This window comes from Ruegeria sp. CH8, from assembly GCF_056536985.1.
Genome location: NZ_JBQFQR010000010.1, coordinates 40,338 through 63,284, shown reverse-complemented (window position 1 = coordinate 63,284; position 22,947 = coordinate 40,338). Strand labels below are relative to the sequence as shown.

Annotated in this window: 13 protein-coding genes and 3 pseudogenes; 3 read left to right on the top strand and 13 right to left on the bottom strand. The window is 59.9% G+C overall.

All coding sequences use genetic code 11. The features are described from left to right. Positions 1 to 11: 11 nt before the first annotated feature. The 6 genes and pseudogenes from ACR0ER_RS12880 to ACR0ER_RS12855 form a co-directional block, all read right to left on the bottom strand. Positions 12 to 12,836: a hypothetical protein gene (locus ACR0ER_RS12880; protein ID WP_480769276.1), complete on the bottom strand. Its 12,825-nt coding sequence runs from the start codon at positions 12,834 to 12,836 to the stop codon at positions 12 to 14. Between the two features lie 39 nt (positions 12,837 to 12,875). Further along, a complete protein-coding gene (locus ACR0ER_RS12875) occupies positions 12,876 to 13,337 on the bottom strand; it encodes a hypothetical protein (protein ID WP_480769275.1) in 462 nt (153 codons plus the stop codon). Between the two features lie 428 nt (positions 13,338 to 13,765). Then, positions 13,766 to 13,948: pseudogene (locus ACR0ER_RS12870) on the bottom strand (transposase); the annotation flags it as partial. A 417-nt stretch (positions 13,949 to 14,365) separates the two neighbouring features. After that, a pseudogene (locus ACR0ER_RS12865) lies at positions 14,366 to 14,551 on the bottom strand (aminotransferase class III-fold pyridoxal phosphate-dependent enzyme); the annotation flags it as partial. A 103-nt stretch (positions 14,552 to 14,654) separates the two neighbouring features. Next, positions 14,655 to 14,822, bottom strand: coding sequence for an aminotransferase class III-fold pyridoxal phosphate-dependent enzyme (locus ACR0ER_RS12860; protein WP_480769274.1), 168 nt, complete (start codon positions 14,820 to 14,822; stop codon positions 14,655 to 14,657). An 8-nt stretch (positions 14,823 to 14,830) separates the two neighbouring features. Then, positions 14,831 to 14,947, bottom strand: a pseudogene (locus ACR0ER_RS12855) (IS6 family transposase); the annotation flags it as partial. An 82-nt stretch (positions 14,948 to 15,029) separates the two neighbouring features. Between ACR0ER_RS12855 and ACR0ER_RS12850 the strand changes: the two are divergent. Genes ACR0ER_RS12850 through queF form a run of 3 tightly spaced genes read left to right on the top strand, consistent with a single transcriptional unit; the run spans position 15,030 to position 16,522 of the window. Further along, positions 15,030 to 15,335, top strand: coding sequence for a 6-pyruvoyl trahydropterin synthase family protein (locus ACR0ER_RS12850; RefSeq protein WP_480769273.1), 306 nt, complete (start codon positions 15,030 to 15,032; stop codon positions 15,333 to 15,335). Beyond that, the gene (queE, locus tag ACR0ER_RS12845; RefSeq protein ID WP_480769272.1) at positions 15,332 to 16,042 is read left to right on the top strand and encodes a 7-carboxy-7-deazaguanine synthase QueE; all 711 of its coding nucleotides are present in this window, start codon (positions 15,332 to 15,334) and stop codon (positions 16,040 to 16,042) included. The genes ACR0ER_RS12850 and queE overlap by 4 nt, the downstream gene beginning before the upstream one ends. A 15-nt stretch (positions 16,043 to 16,057) precedes the next feature. Then, complete coding sequence (gene queF, locus ACR0ER_RS12840) at positions 16,058 to 16,522, top strand: preQ(1) synthase (protein WP_480769271.1); 465 nt, start codon at positions 16,058 to 16,060, stop codon at positions 16,520 to 16,522. 229 nt (positions 16,523 to 16,751) lie between these two features. Here the strand turns inward: queF and ACR0ER_RS12835 are convergent, their stop codons facing one another. From ACR0ER_RS12835 to hpaD, 7 genes are all read right to left on the bottom strand, one after another. Continuing rightward, a complete protein-coding gene (locus ACR0ER_RS12835) occupies positions 16,752 to 16,994 on the bottom strand; it encodes a hypothetical protein (protein WP_480769270.1) in 243 nt (80 codons plus the stop codon). An 80-nt stretch (positions 16,995 to 17,074) separates the two neighbouring features. After that, positions 17,075 to 17,827 carry a metallophosphoesterase family protein gene (locus ACR0ER_RS12830; RefSeq protein WP_480769269.1) on the bottom strand — a complete coding sequence of 251 codons (753 nt, stop codon included), beginning with the start codon at positions 17,825 to 17,827 and terminating at the stop codon, positions 17,075 to 17,077. 13 nt (positions 17,828 to 17,840) lie between these two features. Continuing rightward, positions 17,841 to 18,896, bottom strand: coding sequence for an aldolase/citrate lyase family protein (locus ACR0ER_RS12825; protein WP_480769268.1), 1,056 nt, complete (start codon positions 18,894 to 18,896; stop codon positions 17,841 to 17,843). A gap of 14 nt (positions 18,897 to 18,910) precedes the next feature. Next, on the bottom strand, positions 18,911 to 19,711 hold the full coding sequence (hpaH, locus tag ACR0ER_RS12820) for a 2-oxo-hept-4-ene-1,7-dioate hydratase (protein WP_480769267.1): 801 nt from the start codon (positions 19,709 to 19,711) through the stop codon (positions 18,911 to 18,913). Next, positions 19,708 to 20,562, bottom strand: a complete 855-nt coding sequence (locus ACR0ER_RS12815; protein WP_480769266.1) for a fumarylacetoacetate hydrolase family protein — start codon at positions 20,560 to 20,562, stop codon at positions 19,708 to 19,710. Before ACR0ER_RS12815 ends, hpaH begins: the two co-directional genes overlap by 4 nt. Further along, positions 20,562 to 22,043 (bottom strand): NAD-dependent succinate-semialdehyde dehydrogenase, encoded by a 1,482-nt coding sequence (locus ACR0ER_RS12810; protein ID WP_480769265.1) that lies wholly within the window; start codon positions 22,041 to 22,043, stop codon positions 20,562 to 20,564. The genes ACR0ER_RS12815 and ACR0ER_RS12810 overlap by 1 nt, the downstream gene beginning before the upstream one ends. Positions 22,044 to 22,067: 24 nt before the next feature. Continuing rightward, positions 22,068 to 22,910, bottom strand: coding sequence for a 3,4-dihydroxyphenylacetate 2,3-dioxygenase (hpaD, locus tag ACR0ER_RS12805; RefSeq protein ID WP_480769264.1), 843 nt, complete (start codon positions 22,908 to 22,910; stop codon positions 22,068 to 22,070). Between the last annotated feature and the right edge of the window lie 37 nt (positions 22,911 to 22,947).

The following is a 22,947-nucleotide window of genomic DNA, read 5'->3' as shown; positions in this document are numbered from 1 at the left end:
TTCCTCATTGATTAGAATTGTATTCCAAGGCCGAGACCAACCTGTAAGGCCTCGGTTGAGTCACCGAACATATGATCGAGGCTCAGATTGATAAAGCTGCTATCGTCCAGTGCGAACAGTCCCAGCCGGGCCGACACCAGCCCGTGTGTGTCGCCGATGTAGCTGGTATTTGAGAACCCGCCATCTGCTGCGCTGGCACCCGAAAACCCTGCGCTAACCGAAACGGTGTCGTCCGACGACAGGATCGCGCCAGCCCGCAAGCTCGCGCGCAGTTTCTGCGAAGCGCTCAGAACCTGTTCCGTCCCGATCTCAAGCGACGGCGTCAACGAGTAGATCATTTCGCTATCGCCCTGCAGGACAACCCCTGACAGGGTTGCATCACCGTTGCTTTCAGTCGCCAAACGCGTTGCGTCAACGGCAACCTCTGGTCGCAGGTAAGCACTGCCGCCAGCAAACCTGTGATCATAAGCAAAGCTCAGGCGCAGGTTCTGGTGGTTCATCTTGTGCTTGATCGAGCTGACACCAACAGTGTCCACAACATTTCCATTGGGCAGCACACCACTGATCCCGCCCGCTCTGTCAGTGTCGTAATCCGACCATCCCGCCGACAGCATAGCCGCGAATTCCCACGCGCCGGTATATTTGGTCAGTGATGCACCCAGATTGAACCGATCCCCGGTGGCGTTGTAGTTCGATCCGTTCCGCAGACTGATCTGGTCATGACCCACCGCGAAACCGGCATAAAGCTCATCTCCGACCGGCATACGGATACCAGCCGACAGGTTGGTATTGTTGATGTCCAGCTCATCGTAGATGCCAGTTTGTTCACGGTCGTAAAAGGACCTTCCGCCCGAGAACCAGATACAAGTGCGTGGATCGTCACCGGCCTGATAGTCGGTGTACCGCTCACAATTGTGCAGCACATCGGCAAAGACCCGAGTGCCATAGTACGCATCCACTGCATCTGAGGCGTAATCCCCTACCGTCAATGCATCGATGGCGGCGATGACATCCTCCTCAGAGGTCATATTACCGATCAGGGCAAACAAATCGCCTTGTGCGGCGGCGCCTCGCCCGTTCAGCACCTGATTGATGTAATCCCCAACGGCTGCCTGATTAGCGTTCATATTGGGTGTCGAGAAATCCGGCGTGATTACCAGATCAATCGAACTGCCGTCCGAGGTCGAGCCGTTCAGACCAATCGAGTAGTCCAGTACCACCGTGTCCTGAATCGTTGTGCCTGCGTCTGCAGCCGTGCCTTCCGGATTCATGATGACCAGTGGCAAAGCCCGTTCCAGCGTGTTCAGCTGTGGTGACAGCGTGCCCCCTATTGTGGCATCGCCGGTCACATTGATCAGGTCGCTGTCACCGCCCGAAGCCCCCGAAGTCAAAAAGTACACATCAAAGACAGAGCTTGCTGTAGCGCCAAAAGCCAAACTTCCGGTCAGGTTTGTGGTCTGGCTGACATTTCCGGTAAAGGCAAAATCGCTGGCCTGAACGGTCGGTGACAGGGTTGTATTCAGACCCCAATTCGCCCCCGGAACAAATTCACCATTCACCTGCATCAATCCGTCGGCGCCCAGATTGATCGTGTCGAGCGCATAGAAGGCCCCGCCTTCCTCAACCGTCAAGCCATTGGTACCGGCGCCCAGGTTCACGTTGCCCAGGGCGCGGCCTGCAAGCGAGATCTGATCATTGCCGCTGCTGCCATTCACCAGTTGGTTGTTCCCGGCGAGCAGCACCGTGTTTTCAGACAAGGTCAACGCATTGTCCGTACCACCATCCACAATGATCGAAGCGACGGCGTCCGCCTGTCCAGTGCCGCCCATCACAACGCCGTCGAACGCCAACGAGATAGCACCCGCCCCATGGCGCCCTTCGGATTGTGCCACAACTGCGATGCCGCCTTCGTTAACCGAAAGGATGTTGCCATTCAGTGCCATATCAATAGCACCGCCGGACCCAACACCCCCCGCGGCGCCACGGAAGATCGAATCAACCATACCGCCGCCGCCGCCCAACGACTGCGCCACAACGCCAATCGCGTTTTCGCCGCTCGTCACGATATTGCCGGTTTGTGTAAACGCGACATCACCGCCGTCACCGCCATTTGCGGGCGAAAGGTTCACCGTCACTTGGCTTGGCTCCAGATCTGTCGACACGAGGCCACCGCCGCCGCCAATGCTTTGGATAGCGAAACCATGCGATCCGGATCCGCTTGTGGTCACATCCCCGACGTTGGTGACGTCGACGTTCCCACCGTCACCGGTTGAATCGTCTTGCGCACCCAGAGTGACATCCGCACGACCAAGTCCGATGATGACGACTTCGCCGCCACCCGCGCCAATGCTTTGAACGCTCTGACCAAGGGACCGGTCACCGCTGGTGAACACGTCACCGTCCAACGAGAGATTAAGGTCGCCCCCATCATTGCGGAAACTGGGGTCTGAGCCCAGGATCACCGAAGCGAACCTGTTCGTATCAGCCGTGCCAGAGCTGTTCAGCACTAGTTTGCCACCACCGCCGCCAATGGACTGCACCGCACCTGCGGATGAGAACGCACCATCTGTGCCGACATCCCCCGTCCGGCTGCCGTTGACATCACCGCCACCGGCATCACTTGTGTTAATCGCGCCCAGACGCGCAGCGATGTCTATTCCGTCGCCGTCCTGCACATTGACATTAGTTGCCGCGGTCCCGCCGCCGCCACCGACACTCTGCAACATCAGACCAGTCGAGCGATCGCTTGTCGTGGCGATGTTACCGGTATGCGACTGCGCAACCTGATTACCGGCTGTGCCCGATACATCATCACCACCCAGTGAGATATCGCTGGTGTAAACAGTCCCGGTTCCACCTGCACTGGCGGATGCGGCCCGGAAATCGACCGAGGTTTCAATATTGCCGCCACCGCCATTTACGGATTGGCCGAATACAGCCTCACTGCCCGCGCCATTCACCAGAATGTCTCCGGTCGAATTGACGGTTACTGTTCCCACGGATCCTGTGGTGCCCTCGCGCGCGCCCAGCAATTGCGACACAGTGTAATCCAACGCCGAAACCAGTGGGGAGGATACCGAATACCCGGCGTTGCCACCACCACCGCCAACGGATTGCGCAAAGATGCCAAACCCGTCTTCGGCGTTCACGACAATCGCGCCTGAGTGGTTGACCGTGACGTCGCCACCATCCGCGCCATCCCCACCCGATCCGCCAATAGCGATCTTCGAATAGGACCTGCCGGTCATGGTGTTTTTGAGGTCGTTTACATCCATGGCAACGGCCAAGCCGCCATTACCACCGCCGCCACCGACGGATTGCGCAAAGATACCATAGGCCCCAGCGCCATCCACCCGGATGTCGCCACTGTTGGTGACCACCGCGTTGCCCGCAACATTACCGCTGCCGCCCGAACCGCCAATATTCAGCTGCGCTGTCGGCGAGCTGTTGTCCCCGGTCTTAAGCCGCAGTGTCCCCGTGATCGAGCTTCCGCCGTTACCCCCGCCACCGCCGACGGACTGGGCAAAGATGCCGTGGGCACCGGCACCGGTAGTCACAATCATCCCGTCATTGCTGACCGAAACATTGCCGCCGGTACCGCCGGTACCGCCCGAGCCACCCAGACCAAATTGCAGCGCCCGCCGTGTGCTGGCCTCGGCCCCGCCATAGCGGCCATCGACCGAGATCGTCGAGCCGCCATTGCCGCCGCCGCCTCCAACGGATTGCGCAAAGATGCCGTGGCTTTCCGCACCTGTGGTCAGGATCGTCCCGTCGCTTTCGTTCGCAACGGTCACTGTACTGCCAGCCCCGCCGGTGCCGCCGGTGCCTCCGATCAGAATGGCGTTTGTGGTTGCCCCGTCCGAAGACCGGCCCAGAATGATGTTGCGCACCTGCTGCGCGTCACCACCGCCGCCACCGACAGACTGAGCATAGATACCAACGGACTTTTCGCCTGTGGTCTGGATCAGGTCACGGTTGGTTACGGAAACCGCTGCAGACACAGCACCTGTGCCACCGTTGCCACCAATGGAAAGGGTTGCCGTATTACCGATCTCTTTCCGCAGGCTGATGATGCGGTTTTCGACCACACCCCCCATGCCGCCACCGCCACCGACGGATTGGGCGTAGATACCATGCGCCATGGTGCCTTCGGTTGTGATAATCCCGTCACTGACAACGGTCACGGTGTTCGAGGTCATGCCGTCACCACCGGTGCCGCCGATATTGATCGACGCAGTTGTGCCGACCGTTGAAGGATTGACCACCGCCTTGATTGTGTCGAGGTTCGACTGACCGGCCTGCACCATCCCGCCGGTACCGCCTGCCCCGCCAATGGATTGCGCCATCAGGCCAACCGAGCGGTCTCCGAACGTGGCGATCCTTGCGGTGTTGATTACATCAACCTGGCCACCAATACCGCCAGTGCCGCCAGTGCCGCCGATCGACAGCGCAACCGAGATACCCTTACCGGCCGAGTTGCTGGCTTTGCCGCCATTACCTCCACCGCCGCCAACGGACTGCGCAAACACACCATAGGCGTCTGTGCCCTGCGTGACCACAGTGCCCGCAACCACCGAATTAACATCGCCCGCAGCGCCACCTGTGCCGCCTTCCAAACCAACCGAAAGGCTGGCTTTGTTACCCTTGCTGTCGCCGGATTTCGGCGTGCCTATGCTGACCGAGGTTGACGACGAGTTTCCGCCGCCATTGCCAATCGACTGTGCAAAGAACCCATAAGATCGGTTACCCGTTGTGCTGATGATCCCGTTTGAGCTGGCATAAACATCGCCGCCACTGCCGCCTGTACCACCTGTCCGGCCTATCTGGATGTTGACGTTGCCACCATCCACCGATGTCGAGGCCGAGTTGTAGCCCGCGTTCCCGCCGCCGCCGCCAACGGACTGAGCAAACAGCCCATGGGAATCTGCGCCAGAGGTCGTGATGTTTCCGGTGTTGCGAACATCAACCGAGCCGCCGATGCCACCCTCGCCCGTCCCGCCGCCGATGGCCAAACCAAAACCTTTGTTGGTCGCGTCTGAGGCCAGTTCGTAGGTCATGCCAAGGTTCAAAGCCGCATTACCGCCGCCGCCGCCGATGGACTGACCAAAGACGCCGTGGCTGCTGTCTTGCAGCGTAACGATATCGCCATAGTGGTCGACATCCACGGTGCCGCCGTCCCCGGCGGTCCCGGCATCACCACCGATGGCGACAACGGCCGATACGCCGGTTTTGTTGCCAGAGGAATCTGCCGGGTTGGTTTTACTTTCAAGCTCGTCCAGCACCTTGTTGTAGTTGGCAATGACCGAGTCATCGACGCCTGTATTGGTTGGGGTCTTGCGATCAGTTGAGTCGCCGGTGCCGCCGTTGCTCTGGTTGCCGGTGGTCTTGCTGATACCCACAACCGCGTTGATCCCGGCGTCTCCGCCGCCACCTCCGATGCTGGACGCTTCGATCCCGTGCGAGCCTACCCCGTCGGTCGTAATGGTCCCCGCCGCCAGCGCGGCTGTGCCGCGCGCAACGGTCACATCGCCTGCGTCTCCACCGCCGCCGCCAAAGCCGCCGATCCCCATGGCAATGGGTGAGCTGTCCTTGGTGCCGACAAAGGTCGCATTGACGCCGCCGGTACCACCACCGCCACCGATGCTTTGGGCAAAGATACCACGCGCGTGATAACCATTGGTCGAGATTGCGCCGGTTTGTACAACTGAAACGTTCCCTGCATCCGCCCCGGTGCCCCCGTGACCGCCCAGACCACCGACGATGCTCAGATCAGTCTTGCCGTCGGAGTTGTTGGAGTCACCATAGTTCAACTGCCCGGTGACGTTCAGCGCGCCATTGCCGCCACCGCCCGCGATGGATTGGGCCAGAACGCCGTGCTTCCAATTCCCGGCAACCGATACCGTGCCAGAGTGGTCAACAGTCACATCACCCGAGACATTGCCGTCGCCGCCAAAACCGCCGACACCGAAGGTAACAGACGGAATTTTACCGTCTTTACTCAACGCAATACCACCCGAAACATTCAGTCCGCCATTGCCGCCACCACCACCGATGGATTGCGCCATCAAACCGGCCGAACCGTCGGTGTCCGGTTTTTCTTCGTTGAAAACACCCATGTCGATGAACAGACGTTCGAGACCAAAGGACGACGCAAGTTCCTCGGTTTCGTCCACAATCGTGTCGCCCAGGAAGTCGCGCAGCTTGTCTTCAAAGGTTGTGGTGTCGGGGATCGAGATATCGTCCGGGTTCGTCGTTACCGTTATATCCGCCTGCGACGTAACCGTGACGTCTCCGGCCTGACCACCGTCGCCCGCAAAACCACCGACGCCCACGATCAAAGAGCTATCGGACACAATCCCGCCCGAGACATTCAGACCGCCATTGCCGCCACCGCCGCCCAGCGATTGCGCCAGCAGGCCGGATTTTCCGGTGCCATGTGCGGTGATCGTACTGCCGGCGCCGATATTCACATCGACATTCCCAGCATCACCGCCGCCGCCGCCAAAGCCTCCGACACCCACGACTACGGCATAGGATTTACTGCTGTCGGTTTGCCCCGCACCGGGCTTGCCGCTGATTGCAATGCCGCCGGACACATTGGTACCACCGTTGCCACCGCCGCCACCAAGCGATTGCGCGATGATGCCGCTGGCGCCTTTGTTTTGATCGACGGCAAATGTGCCGTCGGATTGCTGCACCATCGGCACCGCCTGCAGCGCGCCGGTGTAGTCCAGATCTACGTCGCTGGCGTCACCACCAGATCCGCCAAAGCCGCCAACACCCGCCGCAACTGAGAAAATCGTATCCGACCCAGAGGGTTTGGTAAGTGCCAGCGAACCTGAAATATTAACGCCACCAGTGCCACCGCCGCCGCCAAGGCTCTGCGCGAACAGGCCATGAGAGCCGTCGCCCGATGTCACAACGTCACTTTGAACATCCAGCGTCACAGCTCCGGCATCACCGCCGCCGCCGCCAAAACCACCAAGTCCCAAGGCAACCGCCGCACCGGACTTACCCGTCAGGTTCACCGCGCCCGAGACATTCAGGCCACCGTTGCCGCCTCCACCGCCAACGGATTGAGCCATGACACCGATACTGTCCGCTCCGGTGGTAACCACCGAAGTTGTCACACCGCCATCCGTAGCGGACCGCAACGTGCTGATCACCTCACCCGCATTGCCCGCGCCACCGCCGAAGCCGCCGACGCCCAAGCTGACTGATCCCCCGTTTTCCTGGCTGATCCCCAAGGAGGCTGAGATATTCGTGCCGCCATTACCACCGCCGCCGCCAAGGCTTTGCGTCAGAATGCCTGTGCTGCGATCACCGCCGGTGGTGACACCACCCGTAACAGTCGATTGTACCAGCGCCCCGGCATCTGCACCGCCGCCACCGAACCCACCGACACCAATGCCTACGGCCGCGTTCGCCGACCGGGACAAGGACAAGGCCGCCGAAATATTCGTGCCACCGTTGCCCCCGCCGCCGCCAAGGCTCTGCGTCAGAATCCCGACCGAGTCATCGCCCGTCGTCGTAACACTGCCCGTCACCTGCTGCGTGACATTGTTTGCCGAGCCGCCGTCGCCGCCAAAACCACCAACACCAATCCCGAGACCGCCCGAATAGTTGCTGGCCACCGAAATCGCACCCGAGATATTCGTGGCACCATTGCCGCCACCGCCGCCAAGGCTTTGCGCAATGATCCCAGCTGAACGTGTGCCCGAGGTACTGACATTGCCGTCAAAGGTATTGTCGACCACACCGCTGGTGCCGCCATCGCCGCCAAAACCGCCAACGCCGATGCCCGCCGCGCCCGATCCCGTCCGCGCTATGCTCAGCGCGCCGGAGATGTTGACACCGCCATTACCGCCGCCGCCACCGACAGATTGAACCAGAACACCGGTTGCATTTTCGCCACTCGTGGTGACGTCACCAGTCACCGAACCCGTTGCCGTGCTTGCGTTACCGCCGTCGCCACCGGATCCGCCGATACCAACACCAATCGCGCCGCCGCCAGTGCCCGAGATGTTCACGGCGGCCGAGACATTCAGCCCTCCGTTGCCGCCGCCGCCCGCAGCGGATTGCACCAGAACGCCACCCGAATTGTCGCCCGCTGTGGTAACATTGCCCACGACTGTACCAGTGGCCGTATTCGCATTGCCGCCACTTCCACCGCTGCCGCCCAGTCCGACGGATGCTCCGCCGCTGCCGGTCCCGGCGACCGTCACCGTGGCCGAAACATTCAGGCCACCATTGCCGCCACCGCCACCAAGGCTTTGAACGACAACGCCACCGGACTCGTCGCCTTGTGTAGAAACATTTCCGTTTAGAGTAGCCTCAACCGTACCGCCGTTGCCACCTGTGCCCGATGCGCCGCCCAGGCCAACTGACGCACCGCCAGATCCCGTGCCTGCCGCTGCGACCGCAACTGAAATATTCATCCCACCGTTGCCGCCGCCGCCACCAACGGATTGCGCCAGCAGACCGGTCGAAGTTTCGCCCAGCGTCACAAGATTGCCGGTAATGTTTGCCGTCACCGCCGAGGCATTGCCGCCACCGCTTCCGCGGCCACCCAGCCCCACAGCCGCCGCGCCAGAACCAGTGCCCGCACCACCCACTGATGCCGAGACATTAAAGCCGCCATTGCCGCCACCGCCGCCGATGGATTGCGCAACAACCGCGCTGGATTGCGCGCCTTCGGTTTGAACGCTGTTCGCAACGGTCAGCCCAACGACTCCGCCCGTGCCACCGCCGCCGCCAGATCCGCCAAGGCCAACGCTGATTGCGCCAGATCCCGTGCCAGCCCCGGCGAGGGCAGGCGATACGTTGAAGCCACCATTGCCACCGCCGCCGCCAACGGACTGCGCCAGAATACCTACCGATGAATCACCCCTGGTGACAACATTTGCCGTTGTGCTGGCCGTAACCAGACTGCCGTCGCCGCCACCCGCGCCCGAGCCTCCAAGCCCGACAGCCACCGACGCCGCGCCGGTTCCCGCGCCCGATACAGTTGGCGAAACATTGAAGCCACCATTACCGCCGCCACCGCCAAGCGATTGGACAACGAATCCACTTGAGGCGAAGCCATCGGTCAGAATGGTCCCGTTCGAGGTCAGCGTAACGTTGCCGCCATTGCCGCCCGTGTCACCCGAACCACCAAGCCCAACGCTGACTGCACCGCTTGCCGTACCCGCGCCTGACAAAACCGGGGATACGTTGAAGCCGCCGTTGCCACCACCACCGCCAATCGATTGAGCGACGACACCGGAAGACTGATCGCCACGGGTTTCAACCGCGTTGTTCGACGTAGCGATGACTGTGCTGCCGTCACCGCCGCCGCCACCATTTCCGCCAAGACCGACCGAAACGCCCCCTCCGGCGGTGCCCGATCCCTGCACCGACGCACTAACGTTGAAGCCGCCGTTGCCGCCTCCGCCGCCGATGGATTGCGCTAAGAAGGCCGTGGCCGAGTCGCCCTGTGTCAGGATCGTCCCGCCCGAAGTCAGAGTGACCGCACCACCATTGCCACCGCCCGCGCCGGTACCGCCCAGCCCTACGCTGACCGCGCCGCTGGCCGTGCCTGCACCTGCACCGGTGCCCGAGACGTTAAAGCCACCATTGCCACCGCCGCCGCCAATGGACTGCGCGACCACACCTGAGGAACGATCTCCTGCAGTCACAATTGAGTTGGTTGTTGTCAGGTTGACTGTCCCGCCGGCCGCGCCGGTACCGCCGTCACCACCCAAGCCGACCGATACCGCGCCACTGGCCACGCCCGCGCCTGCCAGTGATGCACTCACATTAAAGCCGCCATTGCCACCGCCGCCGCCAACGGACTGCGCCAGAACGGCAGTTGAATCCGCACCGCCGGTACTGACGGTTCCCGTGACACGTCCAGTGACGGATCGCCCGATGCCGCCCCCCGAACCGCCGCCGCCAAGACCCACCGTGACAGCTCCGCCGCCAGCACCCGCTCCTGCAATTCCAGCGGTGACGTTAAAGCCGCCGTTGCCGCCACCGCCGCCAATGGATTGGAACACCACACCGCTTGAACCGTCAGACAGCGTCGCGACATTGCCTGCAACCTGACCTTCGACCACGCCGCCATTGCCGCCTGTGGCCCCATCGCCACCAAGTCCAACGCCGATGGATCCCGCCCCTGCCCCAGCTGCGGCTACACCTGCGGTGACATTGAAGCCGCCGTTGCCACCGCCGCCGCCAATGGATTGGATCACGACACCAGTCGAACGCGCGCCCTCGGTCCGGACGTCGCCATTGACGCGCACACCTGTCACGGTTCCACCAATGCCGCCGCTGCCACCGTCGCCACCAAGGCCCACATCGACGGTCCCCGCGCCCGCGCCGCCAGCCGCCAAACCTGCGGCGACACTGAAACCACCATTACCGCCGCCACCGCCAATGGACTGCACGACGACCGCCCCGGAATCATCCCCGCGCGTGGTAACATCCGCGTCGACCTGAGCGGTAACAGTTCCCCCTGCCCCGCCACCGCCGGCTTTGCCGCCGAGGCCCACACTGACCGATCCGGCCGCTCCGCCCCCAATGTCGGCGCTGGCTCCGACGGCATATCCTCCGTTGCCGCCGCCGCCACCAACGGATTGCGCCACAACACCGCTGGAAAACGCGCCGCTGGTCTCGATTGAGTTACCGCCTGCGATCAGAGTAACATTGCCCCCGACACCTGCCCCACCGCCATCACCGCCAACGCCGACGTTGATTCCAACAGCCGCTCCGCCGCTTGCACTGATACCAGCGGCGATGCTGCCGCCACCATTGCCGCCGCCGCCACCGACAGATTGCGCGATGATCCCGCTGGAATTCGTGCCCGTCGTGGTCACGTCGGCTCTCGTGTATACCTGCACCAGACCGCCGTTCCCTGCGCTGCCTGCCTGTCCGCCGATACCGATCGAGACATTACCGGAGAACAGCGCCGAGGCTCCTCCGGTCGCAGCCACTGCAAGGCCGCCATTACCGCCGCCGCCGCCAACGGACTGAAACAGCATACCGGTCGAGCGGTTTCCGGTTGTCACCACCGTGCCTTCAAAACCCGCTGCCGTCGCAACACCGCTGCTGTTGAATTGACCTACCGTGACCGGCCCGCCTGTGCCCCCAGCACTGCCATCGCCACCGACGCCGACAGCCAGCGAACCGGACACCGGACCACCTGACGCAGCAACGGACACGGCATAGCCGCCATTGCCACCGCCGCCACCGACAGATTGCAACATCACGCCAATCGAGTCGTCCCCACCGGTTTGCACCGACGCTGAACCGCTGCCGCTGAGCGTAACCGCCCCGCCGTTTCCACCGTTGCCCGCTGAACCACCTACGGATACCGACGCCGCACCAAAGGCGCCGACTGCGACCGAAACCGCTCCGCCGCCGTTACCGCCGCCGCCGCCGACGGATTGCGCGAACACACCGGTCGAGCGGGCACCCGATGTCTGAATGGCCGATGGCTGGCTGCTGTCGGTATTGGAAAGGGTGACGTTCACATTACCGCCGGCCCCTCCGGCCCCACCGTCGCCGCCAATGGCCACGCCCACAAATGCGCCAACTGAACCGGACGATCCCCCGTTGCCGCCGCCGCCGCCGATCGACTGGGCCAGAATGCCCATCGCATCGTCTCCGGTTGTGGTGATGATACCGTCATTCACGATGGTCACGGTTGAACCACTGCCACCGCCGCTACCATTGCCGCCGACGGACACCATACCGCCGGACGATCCACCATCACCGCCACCGCCGCCGATGGACTGGGCGATGACGCCGCGTGCACCGTCGCCTCCGGTCACGATACGGCCCAAGTTGGTAACGCTGACTGCTGCGCCAGTACCCCCCCTTGACCCGGTACCGCCGATTGCAACCAAACCATACGAGTTCGCGCCCGTACCGCCACTGCCACCAATGGACTGCGCCATAACTCCGTCAGCTCCGGCACCCGAAGTTAGAATACTGCCGCTGCCCTGCACCGTGACACTTACTGCGTCGCCGCTACCGCCGTTCGAACCGACACCGCCCAGAGATAAGGAAACCAACCCGCCCGCAGTGCCGCCCGAGCCGCCGCCGCCACCGATGGATTGGGCAACGATCCCGCGCGCGAAATCGCCCTGCGTTTCAATTGCGCCGCCATGCGAAACCGTAACGCGCCCACCGTTACCGCCATTGTCCGCGCCGCCAATCAAGGATACCAACAAGTTACCGCTGGTTCCGGCAGACCCGCCCGAACCACCAATAGACTGAGCGTAAATACCGTTGGCAAAATCACCCGTTGTCAGAATGCTGCCAGTCGAAGTCGTGTTGACTGTAACGGCGCCACCACTGCCGCCGTAACCACCGTCACCGGAAGACCCGACCAACCCCCATTGCGATCCGCCGTTACCGCCATTGTTGGAAACACTCAGCGCATAGATGCCGTCTGCTGAATCTCCGGTTGTCGATATCGCACCTCGCTGAGTGACGGTGACGTTGCCGCCATCAGCCGAATGCCCCCCGGTGCCACCGCCCGGCGCCGCAAAGCCGCTGCCGCCGTTACCCGCCCGACCACTGCGGCTGAAGGCGAAAATGCCGTCATTTCCGCTGCCCGATGTCTGGATCGTACTGCTGGCGGACTGCGTCGCGTTGACCGTGCCGCCCCTGCCGCCATCTCCTCCATCACGCCCGCTCCAGAAACTCAGATACGAGTCTCCGCCTTGGCCTCCGTTTCCTCCAACACTGCCAACCTGCCAGCCGATATTGCTGGTGGCATTGACGTCGCTAGTCAGGGTTCTCGTCTGAGTGGGACCATCGTCCCCATCACCGCCAGAGCTGGGCGGCACAACCAACGCGCCATCGCGACCGTTGCTGCCATTCTGGCCCTAAACGACCTGGTTCACACCGTTAGGACCCGAGACGTCATCGGGCGGAGTTACTGAACCCGGCGTTCCGGAACTGTTAAAATTGCTGTTGTACTGCGACAGAGTCAGCTGTGTGGACAAACTGGCCGTACCAGTAGCGCCGGAATTACTGATTTGAGCAGTTGTTCCCGTTATGGATACAATACTAAATGCCAACGGGGGATTGTCCGTATTGTAGATTGTATCCCCTGCACTTTTAACGAGAAAAACATATCCATCTGCGGTTTCTACAAAGGCAGTTGTCCCCGCTGTTGGCGTAGAAGCCGGGTCCACAATCAATGCGCTTACAGTCGTGTCCAAACCGGTTACAGGATTGGTAACGGTGTCGCCGACTATGGAATCAGCTGTTGGAACGGCAAAAGAAGGTGTTGAAAGTAAGACATAAAATGAAACTGCGAATAGCAGACTTGATTTCTTTGTCACTTTCATACCCCGCGACCGACCTTACAAAAAAACCGATAGCGATAGGGCATGCCGTCGACTGACAGCAACCAGAAACCCGACATAAACCCATCACCATTCCGGACAGGTTATTCGCAAGTTAAAGCAGAATAACTTTATTAGATTTGGCTATTAACAGTTTCGTAACTGTTATTGCGTAAATGCAACATTCTGGATGCAAAATTTGGCTGGCAACGCGGATTGAACATAAGGCCGGGAAAGTCAGATTTTGCCCGTTGCATTCCAACGCATATTCTGCCGCAAGGCCTCCGGTGCCGAACGCAGAACAATCCCACTACTATCAATATGCCTGCACGGTTGCTGATAGGTTTCGATTACGCAGGCCTTTTCTGAATGATCCGGTGCGCACACTGGTCACCTCGGCTAGGCTCCAGACTCCTTGAATTTCGGAGCCATAAGATGACTGCGGCTGCGAGCGTGATGGCCGATAAGAATACCTTCGGGCCTCTTTCGTAACACGTTACAACGCGTCGCCAACCCTTCAAGCGACCAAACATAATCTCAATGCGGTTGCAGCGCTGGCATCTGCGTTTGTCGTGTCGGACAGGCTTGTCACGTGACTTCCTGCCGAGGAGGCTCTGTCGCAACCTTCGTCCTCACCTGTCAGGTCGAGTGCATTTATGTTAGCGCGCTAGAACATGACAGGAGCAGGCCGTGACGACGGACATCCGCCTACAATTCTACCAGAACACACTCAACCGACGTCATATTGTGGATCGCTGTCTTGATCGAATCCTCCAACGGATAATCCACGGCCTGGGCTCGCAGTGCATTGACCGTCATAGCTGCAGTTTCTAATTTGTGTGATCTGCGCCCGCGCGCAAAATACCTTCCCGCAATATTCCAACCATGTCGTCGATCTGATCCCGAGTGATTATCAAAGGCGGAGACATTACACACATGTTGCGGATCGGACGAACAATCAGGCCTAGTTCGACGCAATGGCGATCAATCTCTACTCCCATCGCAATATCTGGTTGGTCAGGCACCTAGCATTCCACAGCGCCAATCTGGCCCACCGCCCTCACATCCTTGACGATTTCCATGTCCTTCAGCTGTGATAACTTGGATTTGAAGTAGGGTGCAATGTCACGAACGTGTTCCAGTATCTCTTCGCTTTCGAGAATGTCCATATTCTTGAGCCCAGTCGCGCATGCCACTGGGTGCCCTGAATACGTATACCGGTGGAATAGACAGGCGCGTGACTGTCAGCCACGGCGATCTCGTTCAAAATTTGATCCGAAACAGCAAAGCCGCCCAATGGCACGTAACCCGACGTTACACCTTTTCGAAGGTGATGATATCAGGCGTGATGCCAAACACCTCTTCCAAGGCAAACCATGCGCCGCATCGTCCAAAAGCTGTGACAACCTCGTCGGAAATATAAAGAATATCGTTTTCACGGCAGATTTGACGAACCTCCTTGAGGTAACCGTCGGGTGGCACGATCACCCCACCTGCACGCCGCGTTCGGCCAGAATCTCTTCCAAATCCCGATACGACACTGTGTACCGCAAATAGAAATAAACAGCGTACAAAACTGCATCCTTGGGAAATGGCAGCCTTTCAATGAAATCATGCTGAAACCTGTCAAAGAACTATACGCTGAGAACAAACGTCGGAACCGGCGGGCTCGTCAATCCAGACAAAAAGTTGCGACACATCCTCACTAAAGAATTCCACTTTTCCGCGTCGCATCAGTTGACCCACCTGCCGGATGATCACCAATGCTCCCGGATGCAAGGGCATAACTATATTGTTGAGGTTGAACTGGCCGCGCCTCAACTGAACGCCGACGGGTTCGTTCGGGACTATGGCGAATTGAAGCCGTTCAAGATCTATATCGACGAGACCTTCGACCATCGCCACCTTTACGATTGGTGCGCTGCGCGCTGGCCGGAAACTGCCGCCGTGCGGGTCAGCGAAACACCAAAGACATGGGCCGAGTACCGCCCATGACCCGCCTGCGCATTGCCGAGATATTCGGCCCCACGATCCAGGGCGAAGGCGCGCTGATCGGGGAACCCACCGTGTTCGTGCGCACCGGCGGCTGTGACTATCGCTGCAGCTGGTGCGACAGCTTGCACGCGGTCGACACCGCCTATCGTCACGATTGGGCGGCGATTGGCGCGGATGCGGTCTGGGACCGGGTGCGCGCCTTATCGGGCGGGCGGCCTCTGACCGTGTCGCTCTCGGGCGGCAATCCGGCCATTCAGGATTTCGGCCCGCTTATCGCGCGGGGCCGGGCCGAGGGGTATCGGTTCGCCTGCGAAACTCAGGGCTCGATTGCAAAGCCATGGTTTGGTGATTTGGATACGCTGGTTCTCAGCCCAAAGCCGCCGTCTAGCGGTGAAATCGTGGATTGGAACGCCTTCGCGGCCTGTATCGAGGCAGCGAAAGATGGCCCGAAGGTGGTGATGAAAATCGTGATCTTTGATGAAGCTGACTATGACTGGGCGCGCGCCGTGGCGGACCGCTATCCGGCGCTGCCGCTTTATCTGCAACCGGGCAACGCCGAGGTCGATCCCGACCTGCCCGTTGATCCGCAAACCCTGTCGGACCGGTTGCTGTGGCTGGTGGAAAAGGTGACCGCCGATGGCTGGTTCACGCCACGAGTTCTGCCGCAACTGCACGTCCTGCTATGGGGCAACAAACGCGGGGTCTGACCCCGAAAGGAGCACATGATGGAAACCATTTACAGCGACCTGACCCAACTGGGCGGGAAAACCGAACTGCCCGCATCACCCGAGCAGGCCGAACTGGAGCGGGTGCAGAATCCGCAGGCCGATATCGACTATTGCGTACGCTTCACCGCGCCCGAGTTCACCTCGCTTTGCCCGATGACTGGGCAGCCGGACTTCGCCCATCTGGTGATCGATTATGTGCCGGGCGACTGGCTGGTGGAATCGAAATCCCTGAAACTGTTTTTGGGGTCTTTCCGTAACCACGGGGCGTTTCATGAGGATTGCACCGTGTCCATCGCGCGCCGTCTGGTCGAGTACCTGTCGCCCCGCTGGCTGCGGATCGGCGGCTATTGGTATCCGCGTGGCGGCATACCGATAGACGTCTTCTGGCAGACCGGAGCCACACCTGACCACGTCTGGATTCCCGATCAAGGCGTGCCCCCATATCGCGGGCGAGGTTAGGCTGTCACGTCAAACCAAGACCGATACTCGATACGTTTCAAGGCTCATCCGGCGGGTCTTTGTCCCGGTCGCAAGGATTGTCGGTTGCGAGCGAGGACTGAAGCTGCAAGCTGGCCTGACCCCTCTTTGGGGTTAGGAGCCATTGGTTTCGGACACCGCAGACACACGCCTTAGGGAGGGATCACTTCAATCGGCTATAGTTTCAAACGCAGGTTGGCATCGTAAGATACTATTCCATCAGCATTTTCACTATTCCAACAGCCTCAAAAACCGCATCTGCCGCGTTATTCGAGATCGCTTGGCTGATGCCTGAGACATGCAAAACACGCGTGGATCGCAGTGCGTCTACCGGCAGATCGTCCGGACTGATTTTGCTGCTGGCGGAACCTGCTCGAAAATAGTTGTATTCGTGTCCGTTTTCGCCATGAGTTAAGATGTAGACACCGGTTTGAGAATGCGCCTGGGAATTCAAGGATTACCATAAAAGAAAGCCATCAGCTGGTCCAAATTTCTGTCGACGGGTAGGAAATAAACCTCTTCTCTTTTGCTCATCTACCTGTTCTTCTTTGGAAAGCTTTGGGGCGTTAGGCAAAATCGCTCCTTGTCCCGCAAAATCCAACATTTTGATCCTTCAAAAACCGCAGCTGTTAGCGATTTGCCATATCCAGCTCCGGTATCGATGTTCACGCGGTTGCCGTGATGTTCAGGTGAAGTGACATGGGTATGGCCGTGGACGACTAGCCATGGGTGATGCTTCCGGTAGTTCAGGAACTCTTCCCGAATCCAGATCAAGTCATCATGGTCTTGCTGTTGCAAAGGAACGCCGGGGCGTATGCCTGCATGAACAAACAGCAGGTCATCCTTCAGATAGTAAGGCTGCAGCCGCGCCAGAAATTCGATATGGGCCTGCGGGACAGCGGCTTTGGCCTTGGCATGTATCTGATAGGTTCGATCCCCGTCTCTCACTTCAACACCATAGGATTTCAGCGTTTCGATCCCTCCTATCCGAGGATGGAGCCAATGAAACCCCACCAGCAGACGCGCGTCGTTTCGCGGATAGTCCTCAAGAAACATTGCGCACATCTGGTCGTGGTTGCCGCGAAGAAATGTCCAGTTTTTGCCTTCGGACTGCCCTTTCACCAATAGGTCCAGAACCTCGCGGCTGTGGGGACCGCGATCAGTATAGTCACCGATAAAGACGATTTTGGCATCGGGTCCGCCGTCTTTTTCAATACGCGCCAGTGCGTCCTCCAACATGTGCAACTGACCGTGGATGTCGCCGATGGCGTAGAAGGGTTCTGGCATGTTGCGGGCGCTCTTACTCAAACCAGTCGATGCGGAACTCTTCGCGAAAAGCAAAGCGCACCAGATGGGCTTCGATCACATCCTTCCAGCGTGCCAAATTCCCGCGCGGACCGGTCGCCGCAGTTATAGTCAGGCTGCTGTTATTTGCTTCGAGGGTCACGCTATCGCCATCCGGAAAGGCCACGCTGCCCTGCGTTTCGTCGAAGAAAACCTCGGCCTTGTGCGACCAATGTTTGCACAGCTGCTGCAGGTATTTGCTTGCCGCAGCGGTTTGAGCAACGCCCGAGGCGGTCTGGTCCGGCAACAGGTTCAGCCCGGCTTTGGCGGCATTGCGCATTGCTGTTGCAAACAGGGTCACGTCGATATTGGTGGCCACGAATGTGGCGCCCAGATCCAGACATTTGCGTTGCATCGCCGGATCAAGGGTCAGGATACCTGCCGCCTTGCCTCCAGCCACGATGCGGGTCAGGGCATCCAGCACGGCCACAACCACGTCGGGGTGACCGGCATTGCCGATATGGCCCATATCGGCGGCCAGATCGGACGGGCCGATGAACACCCCATCCACATCGGTGGCCAGAATATCATCCAGCGCCGTCAGGCCCTTTTGGTTTTCCACCTGCACTAGCAAACAAATCTGTTCATCCGCCGTTTTCAGGTAATCAGGGATCGCCGCAAACCGCGAGGCCCGTGCCAATGCCGAGCCCACGCCCCGCACGCCATGTGGCGGGTATTGCACCGCCCGCACCAGTTCACGCGCCTCATCGCCACTTTCAACCATGGGCACCAGAAGGTTCTGTACGCCCGCGTCCAGATACTGCTTGATCATCCATGTCTCGCCAATCGGCAGGCGTGCAACTGGAGTGCTGCCCGAACCTTCGATCACCTGCACCTGCTCAAGGATCGACCGCAGATCGTTCGGCGCATGTTCACCGTCAACCAGCAGCCAATCGAATTGCGCGGTTGCTGCAATCTCGGCCGTATAGGCGTTGGCCATCCCGATCCAGCAGCCGATCTGCGGCTGCCCGGCCTTGAGAGCGGCTTTGAACGTATTCTTCGGCGCAGGCATGTGCGACGTTCCTTTCAGGCGAAATTGATATCGACCGAGCCAAACGGCCCGAAATCGGCATGGATTTCAGTACCGGAGGGGCATTCGACCGGGCGAATAAAGCTGCCGGACAGGATGATCTGACCGGGTTCGATGCTTTGGCCGTATTGCGCCATGCGGCGGGCCAGCCAGACAACGCTTTCGACCGGGTCGTTTAGCACGCCCGCACCCAGACCAGTTTCCTCAATCTCGCCATTGCGGAAGGTCAACGCACCAACCCAGCGGAGATCAAAAGCATCCAGGGCGTGGCGTTCCGCGCCCAGCACGATGCCTGCATTGGCCGCATTGTCGCTGATCGTGTCGAACACCGTGCGGGCCTTGCCAGACGCGAGGTCAACCCGTTGAATACGGGTGTCGAGAATCTCGATCGAAGGCGCGACATAGCTCGTGGCAGCAGTGATATCATCGCGGGTGACGTTTTCACCCCCAACTGCGGATTTCATCACAAAGGCGATCTCGGCCTCGATCCGCGGCTGGATGAAACGGCCCGCCGGGACCGTTCCACCATGCTCAAAGGCCATGTCGTCGAACAGGATGCCGCTGTCAGGGATGTCGATGTTCAGCGCGTATTGCATGGCTTTTGAGGTCAGGCCGATCTTCCAGCCGATCACCTTGCGCCCTTCGGCCAATTTCTGGCGATAGATGGCGTTTTGAACCTCATAAGCGTCGTCCATACTCATCTCGGGATAGCGCAGGCTCAGCAGGCCGATCTGCGCACGCGTGCGCTCTGCCTGCAGCAAATCAGCGGCGGCGCGTGTGTGATCCTCGGGCGTCATACCTGTTCGTCCTCAACCGTGTTGCGCAGTGTGCCGATACCTTCGACCGAGACCTCGACCACATCGCCCGGCACCAGATATTTCGGAGGATCAAACCGCGCCCCTGCCCCGGTCGGCGTTCCGGTGACGATGATGTCGCCCGGCTGCAAGGTCATGAAAGTCGAGATATACTCGATCTCACGCCGGATCGGGAACATCATGCGGTTCAGGGTATCGTCCTGACGCAGCTCGCCGTTCACATGGGTCTGAATACGGGCGTCATCCAGTTGCGCGGCATCGGTGAAGGGTACTAGCCAGGGTCCGATGGCACCAGTATTGTCCCAGTTCTTGCCTTGGGTGACGTTGAACTTGGCATGGCGCACCCAATCGCGGATTGTGCCTTCGTTGCACAGTGTCATGGCCGCAATGTGGTCATAGGCATCCTCTTGCGAAATCCGGCGGCCAGTCTTGCCAATCACAATGGCAACCTCACCTTCGTAGTCCAGCGTGTGGTTTTCTGGCGGACGGATCAACGGACGGTCATGGCCGGTAAACCCGCTGGCAAAGCGCGGGAACAGAGACATGTATTTCGGTTGCGCGCTGCCGTCCTTGTATTCGGCATTGCGATCCGGAAAGTTCACCCCGACACACAGGATGCGACGGACATCGGGCATCACCATCTCATAGGTAAAGTCGGTATGGGTCACCGTTTTGCCCTCAGCGACTTCGACCAGTTCGCTAAACGCCCCCGCCGCGATCACCTCATACAGGCTGGCATGATCCGGGAAGGCGTCATTCAGCGCGACGGCACCGGCATCCGTAATTGCGCCAAAAAATGTTTCGCCATTGGCAGTGTAAGTCGCAAAGCGCATCAGGCCTCCTCAGCGGGTTCGACGCCGCCCATGCAGATGTATTTGAGTTCCATGAAGTCATCGAGCCCATAGCGGGAGCCTTCCCGCCCCAGACCCGACATCTTGACGCCACCAAACGGGGCTTCGGCGGTTGAGATCAGGCCAGTGTTAACCCCGACCATGCCGTATTCCAGACCCTCGGACACACGCCAGACACGGGCCATGTCGCGGGAGTAGAAATACGAGGCGAGGCCGAACTCGGTATCATTGGCGGCAGCTACGACTTCGCGTTCGGTATCGAACTTGAAGAGGGGCGCGACAGGGCCAAAGGTCTCTTCGGTTGCTACTGCCATGTCCGAGGTCACACCAGTCAGGATGGTGGGCTCGAAGAAGGTCCCACCCAGCGCGTGGGGTTTGCCCCCAAGCGTAACCCTCGCGCCTTTCGAGGTGGCGTCATCGACATGTTCGGCCACTTTGTCCACGGCGGCCTGATCGATCAGCGGGCCAAAGATGATGCCCTCGTCGAACCCGTTGCCGGTCGGCAGAGTCGCCACTTTGGCCGCCAGTTTTTCCGCGAAGGCTTCATAAACCCCGGCCTGCACATAGATGCGGTTTGCACAAACGCAGGTCTGGCCGTTGTTGCGGAACTTGGCGATTACGGCGCCTTCGACGGCGGCATCCAGATCGGCATCGTCGAACACGATGAACGGCGCGTTACCGCCCAGCTCCAGCCCCAGTTTCTTGATCGTCGGGGCGCATTGCGCATAGAGCATCGCGCCGATCTCGGTTGATCCGGTGAAGGTCAGCTTTTGCACGATCGGGCTCGACGTCATCTCGCCTCCGATGGCGCGCGCCGAACCAGTGATAACCGAGAACAAACCAGCAGGCAGCCCTGCGCGTTCGGCCAAAACAGCCAGCGCGATGGCCGAGAACGGTGTCTGCGAAGCGGGTTTCAACACCATCGAACAACCCGCAGCAAAGGCCGGACCAGCCTTACGGGTGATCATGGCGTTGGGAAAGTTCCAAGGAGTAATCGCGGCCACGACACCAATGGGCTGCTTGACGGTGATGATCCGCTTATCCGGCGCATGGCCGGGCGTGACATCGCCGTAAGCACGACGGGCCTCTTCGGCGAACCACTCGATGAAGCTGGCACCGTAAGCGATCTCGCCTTTCGCTTCGGCCAATGGCTTACCCTGTTCGGCAGTCAAGATGGCACCCAGATCGTCCTGGTTCTCCATCATCAGATCATACCAGTGCCGCAGGGTCTGGCTGCGCTCTTTCGCCGTGCGTTTGGCCCAGTCTTTCTGGGCACGCTGCGCATCGGCAATTGCCTCGGCCGTTTCCGCGGCACCCAGGTTGGGCACCCGACCAATCACCTCACCCGTCGCCGGGTTGGTCACATCAATAGCGTTCGCAACCTCGGACGCATCCACCCATCTGGACCCGACCCGCGCCTTTTCGGCAAGCAGGCTGGGATCGTTAAGACGCAGTTCTGTCATTCGAATTTTCCTGTGATTCCGGCCTTAAACCGAGAAGCTGATATTGGCCTGACCCGTTCCGGAGCTTCCAAAATACGGGGTGTAGATGTCGATCTTGCCCTTGTAACTGCCCCATCCAAGGGCGCCGAACAGCAAGGCGGTATCGTTCATGGCGCATTCGCCCGTACATTTCTTGGCGTAGTCGGGCAGAAGTTCTAGGAATTCCTCGAACCGGCCCTGCTCCCACAGATCCAGCACACGCATATCCATCTGGCGGTTGAACTCACCATTCACCGAATTCAAACCATCGACAGACCGTTCATTGGGCGTGAAGTCATGGCTCAGCGACCCCGAGGCCAGAATCGAGACGTTCCGGTCCGAGCGCGTGACAGCTTCGGCAATCGCCTCGCCCCAAACCCGATTTTCAGCGATCGACGAGAACTGGTTGACCGCCACGGGCAAAACCCGCGCGTTCACACCGTCATTAATAAAGTGCATCGGCAGCAAGGTACCGTATTCCATCCCCATATCGGGATGCGAATGACCCAGAGCCCGCTCGCCACGCTCACGCAGCACATCAAGGATGGTTTCCCCCAGTTCGTGATCACCGCGATAGTCGAACTCCATATCCGCCAGCATGTGCGGCAGTTCGTGGCTGATGAACCGGCCCTTGTGGTGCTCTTTCGTGTTCAGATGAAACCCCTGATTGGTGATCCAGTGGGTGTCGAAGATGAGGAACGTGTCAACCTTGCGGTCGATCGCATCCTGACGCAGGCGCGCATAGCCATCGATGGCAGGTTGGCGGATGCCTTTGTATTTCGGCATCGTGTGGGACATCCAGATGCTTGGCACATGCGTTATCTTCGCGGCCTGTACAATCTTTCCCATGATCGTCTCCTCTCCATTAATGCGTTGCGCGCCCGTC

Coding starts and splice junctions, on each gene's coding strand:
- queE (WP_480769272.1), top strand. CDS start 15,332: ATGACCCGCCTGCGCATTGCCGAGATATTCGGCCCCACGATCCAGGGC.
- hpaH (WP_480769267.1), bottom strand. CDS start 19,711: ATGACGCCCGAGGATCACACACGCGCCGCCGCTGATTTGCTGCAGGCA.
- queF (WP_480769271.1), top strand. CDS start 16,058: ATGATGGAAACCATTTACAGCGACCTGACCCAACTGGGCGGGAAAACC.
- ACR0ER_RS12815 (WP_480769266.1), bottom strand. CDS start 20,562: ATGCGCTTTGCGACTTACACTGCCAATGGCGAAACATTTTTTGGCGCA.
- ACR0ER_RS12810 (WP_480769265.1), bottom strand. CDS start 22,043: ATGACAGAACTGCGTCTTAACGATCCCAGCCTGCTTGCCGAAAAGGCG.
- ACR0ER_RS12825 (WP_480769268.1), bottom strand. CDS start 18,896: ATGCCTGCGCCGAAGAATACGTTCAAAGCCGCTCTCAAGGCCGGGCAG.
- ACR0ER_RS12830 (WP_480769269.1), bottom strand. CDS start 17,827: ATGCCAGAACCCTTCTACGCCATCGGCGACATCCACGGTCAGTTGCAC.
- hpaD (WP_480769264.1), bottom strand. CDS start 22,910: ATGGGAAAGATTGTACAGGCCGCGAAGATAACGCATGTGCCAAGCATC.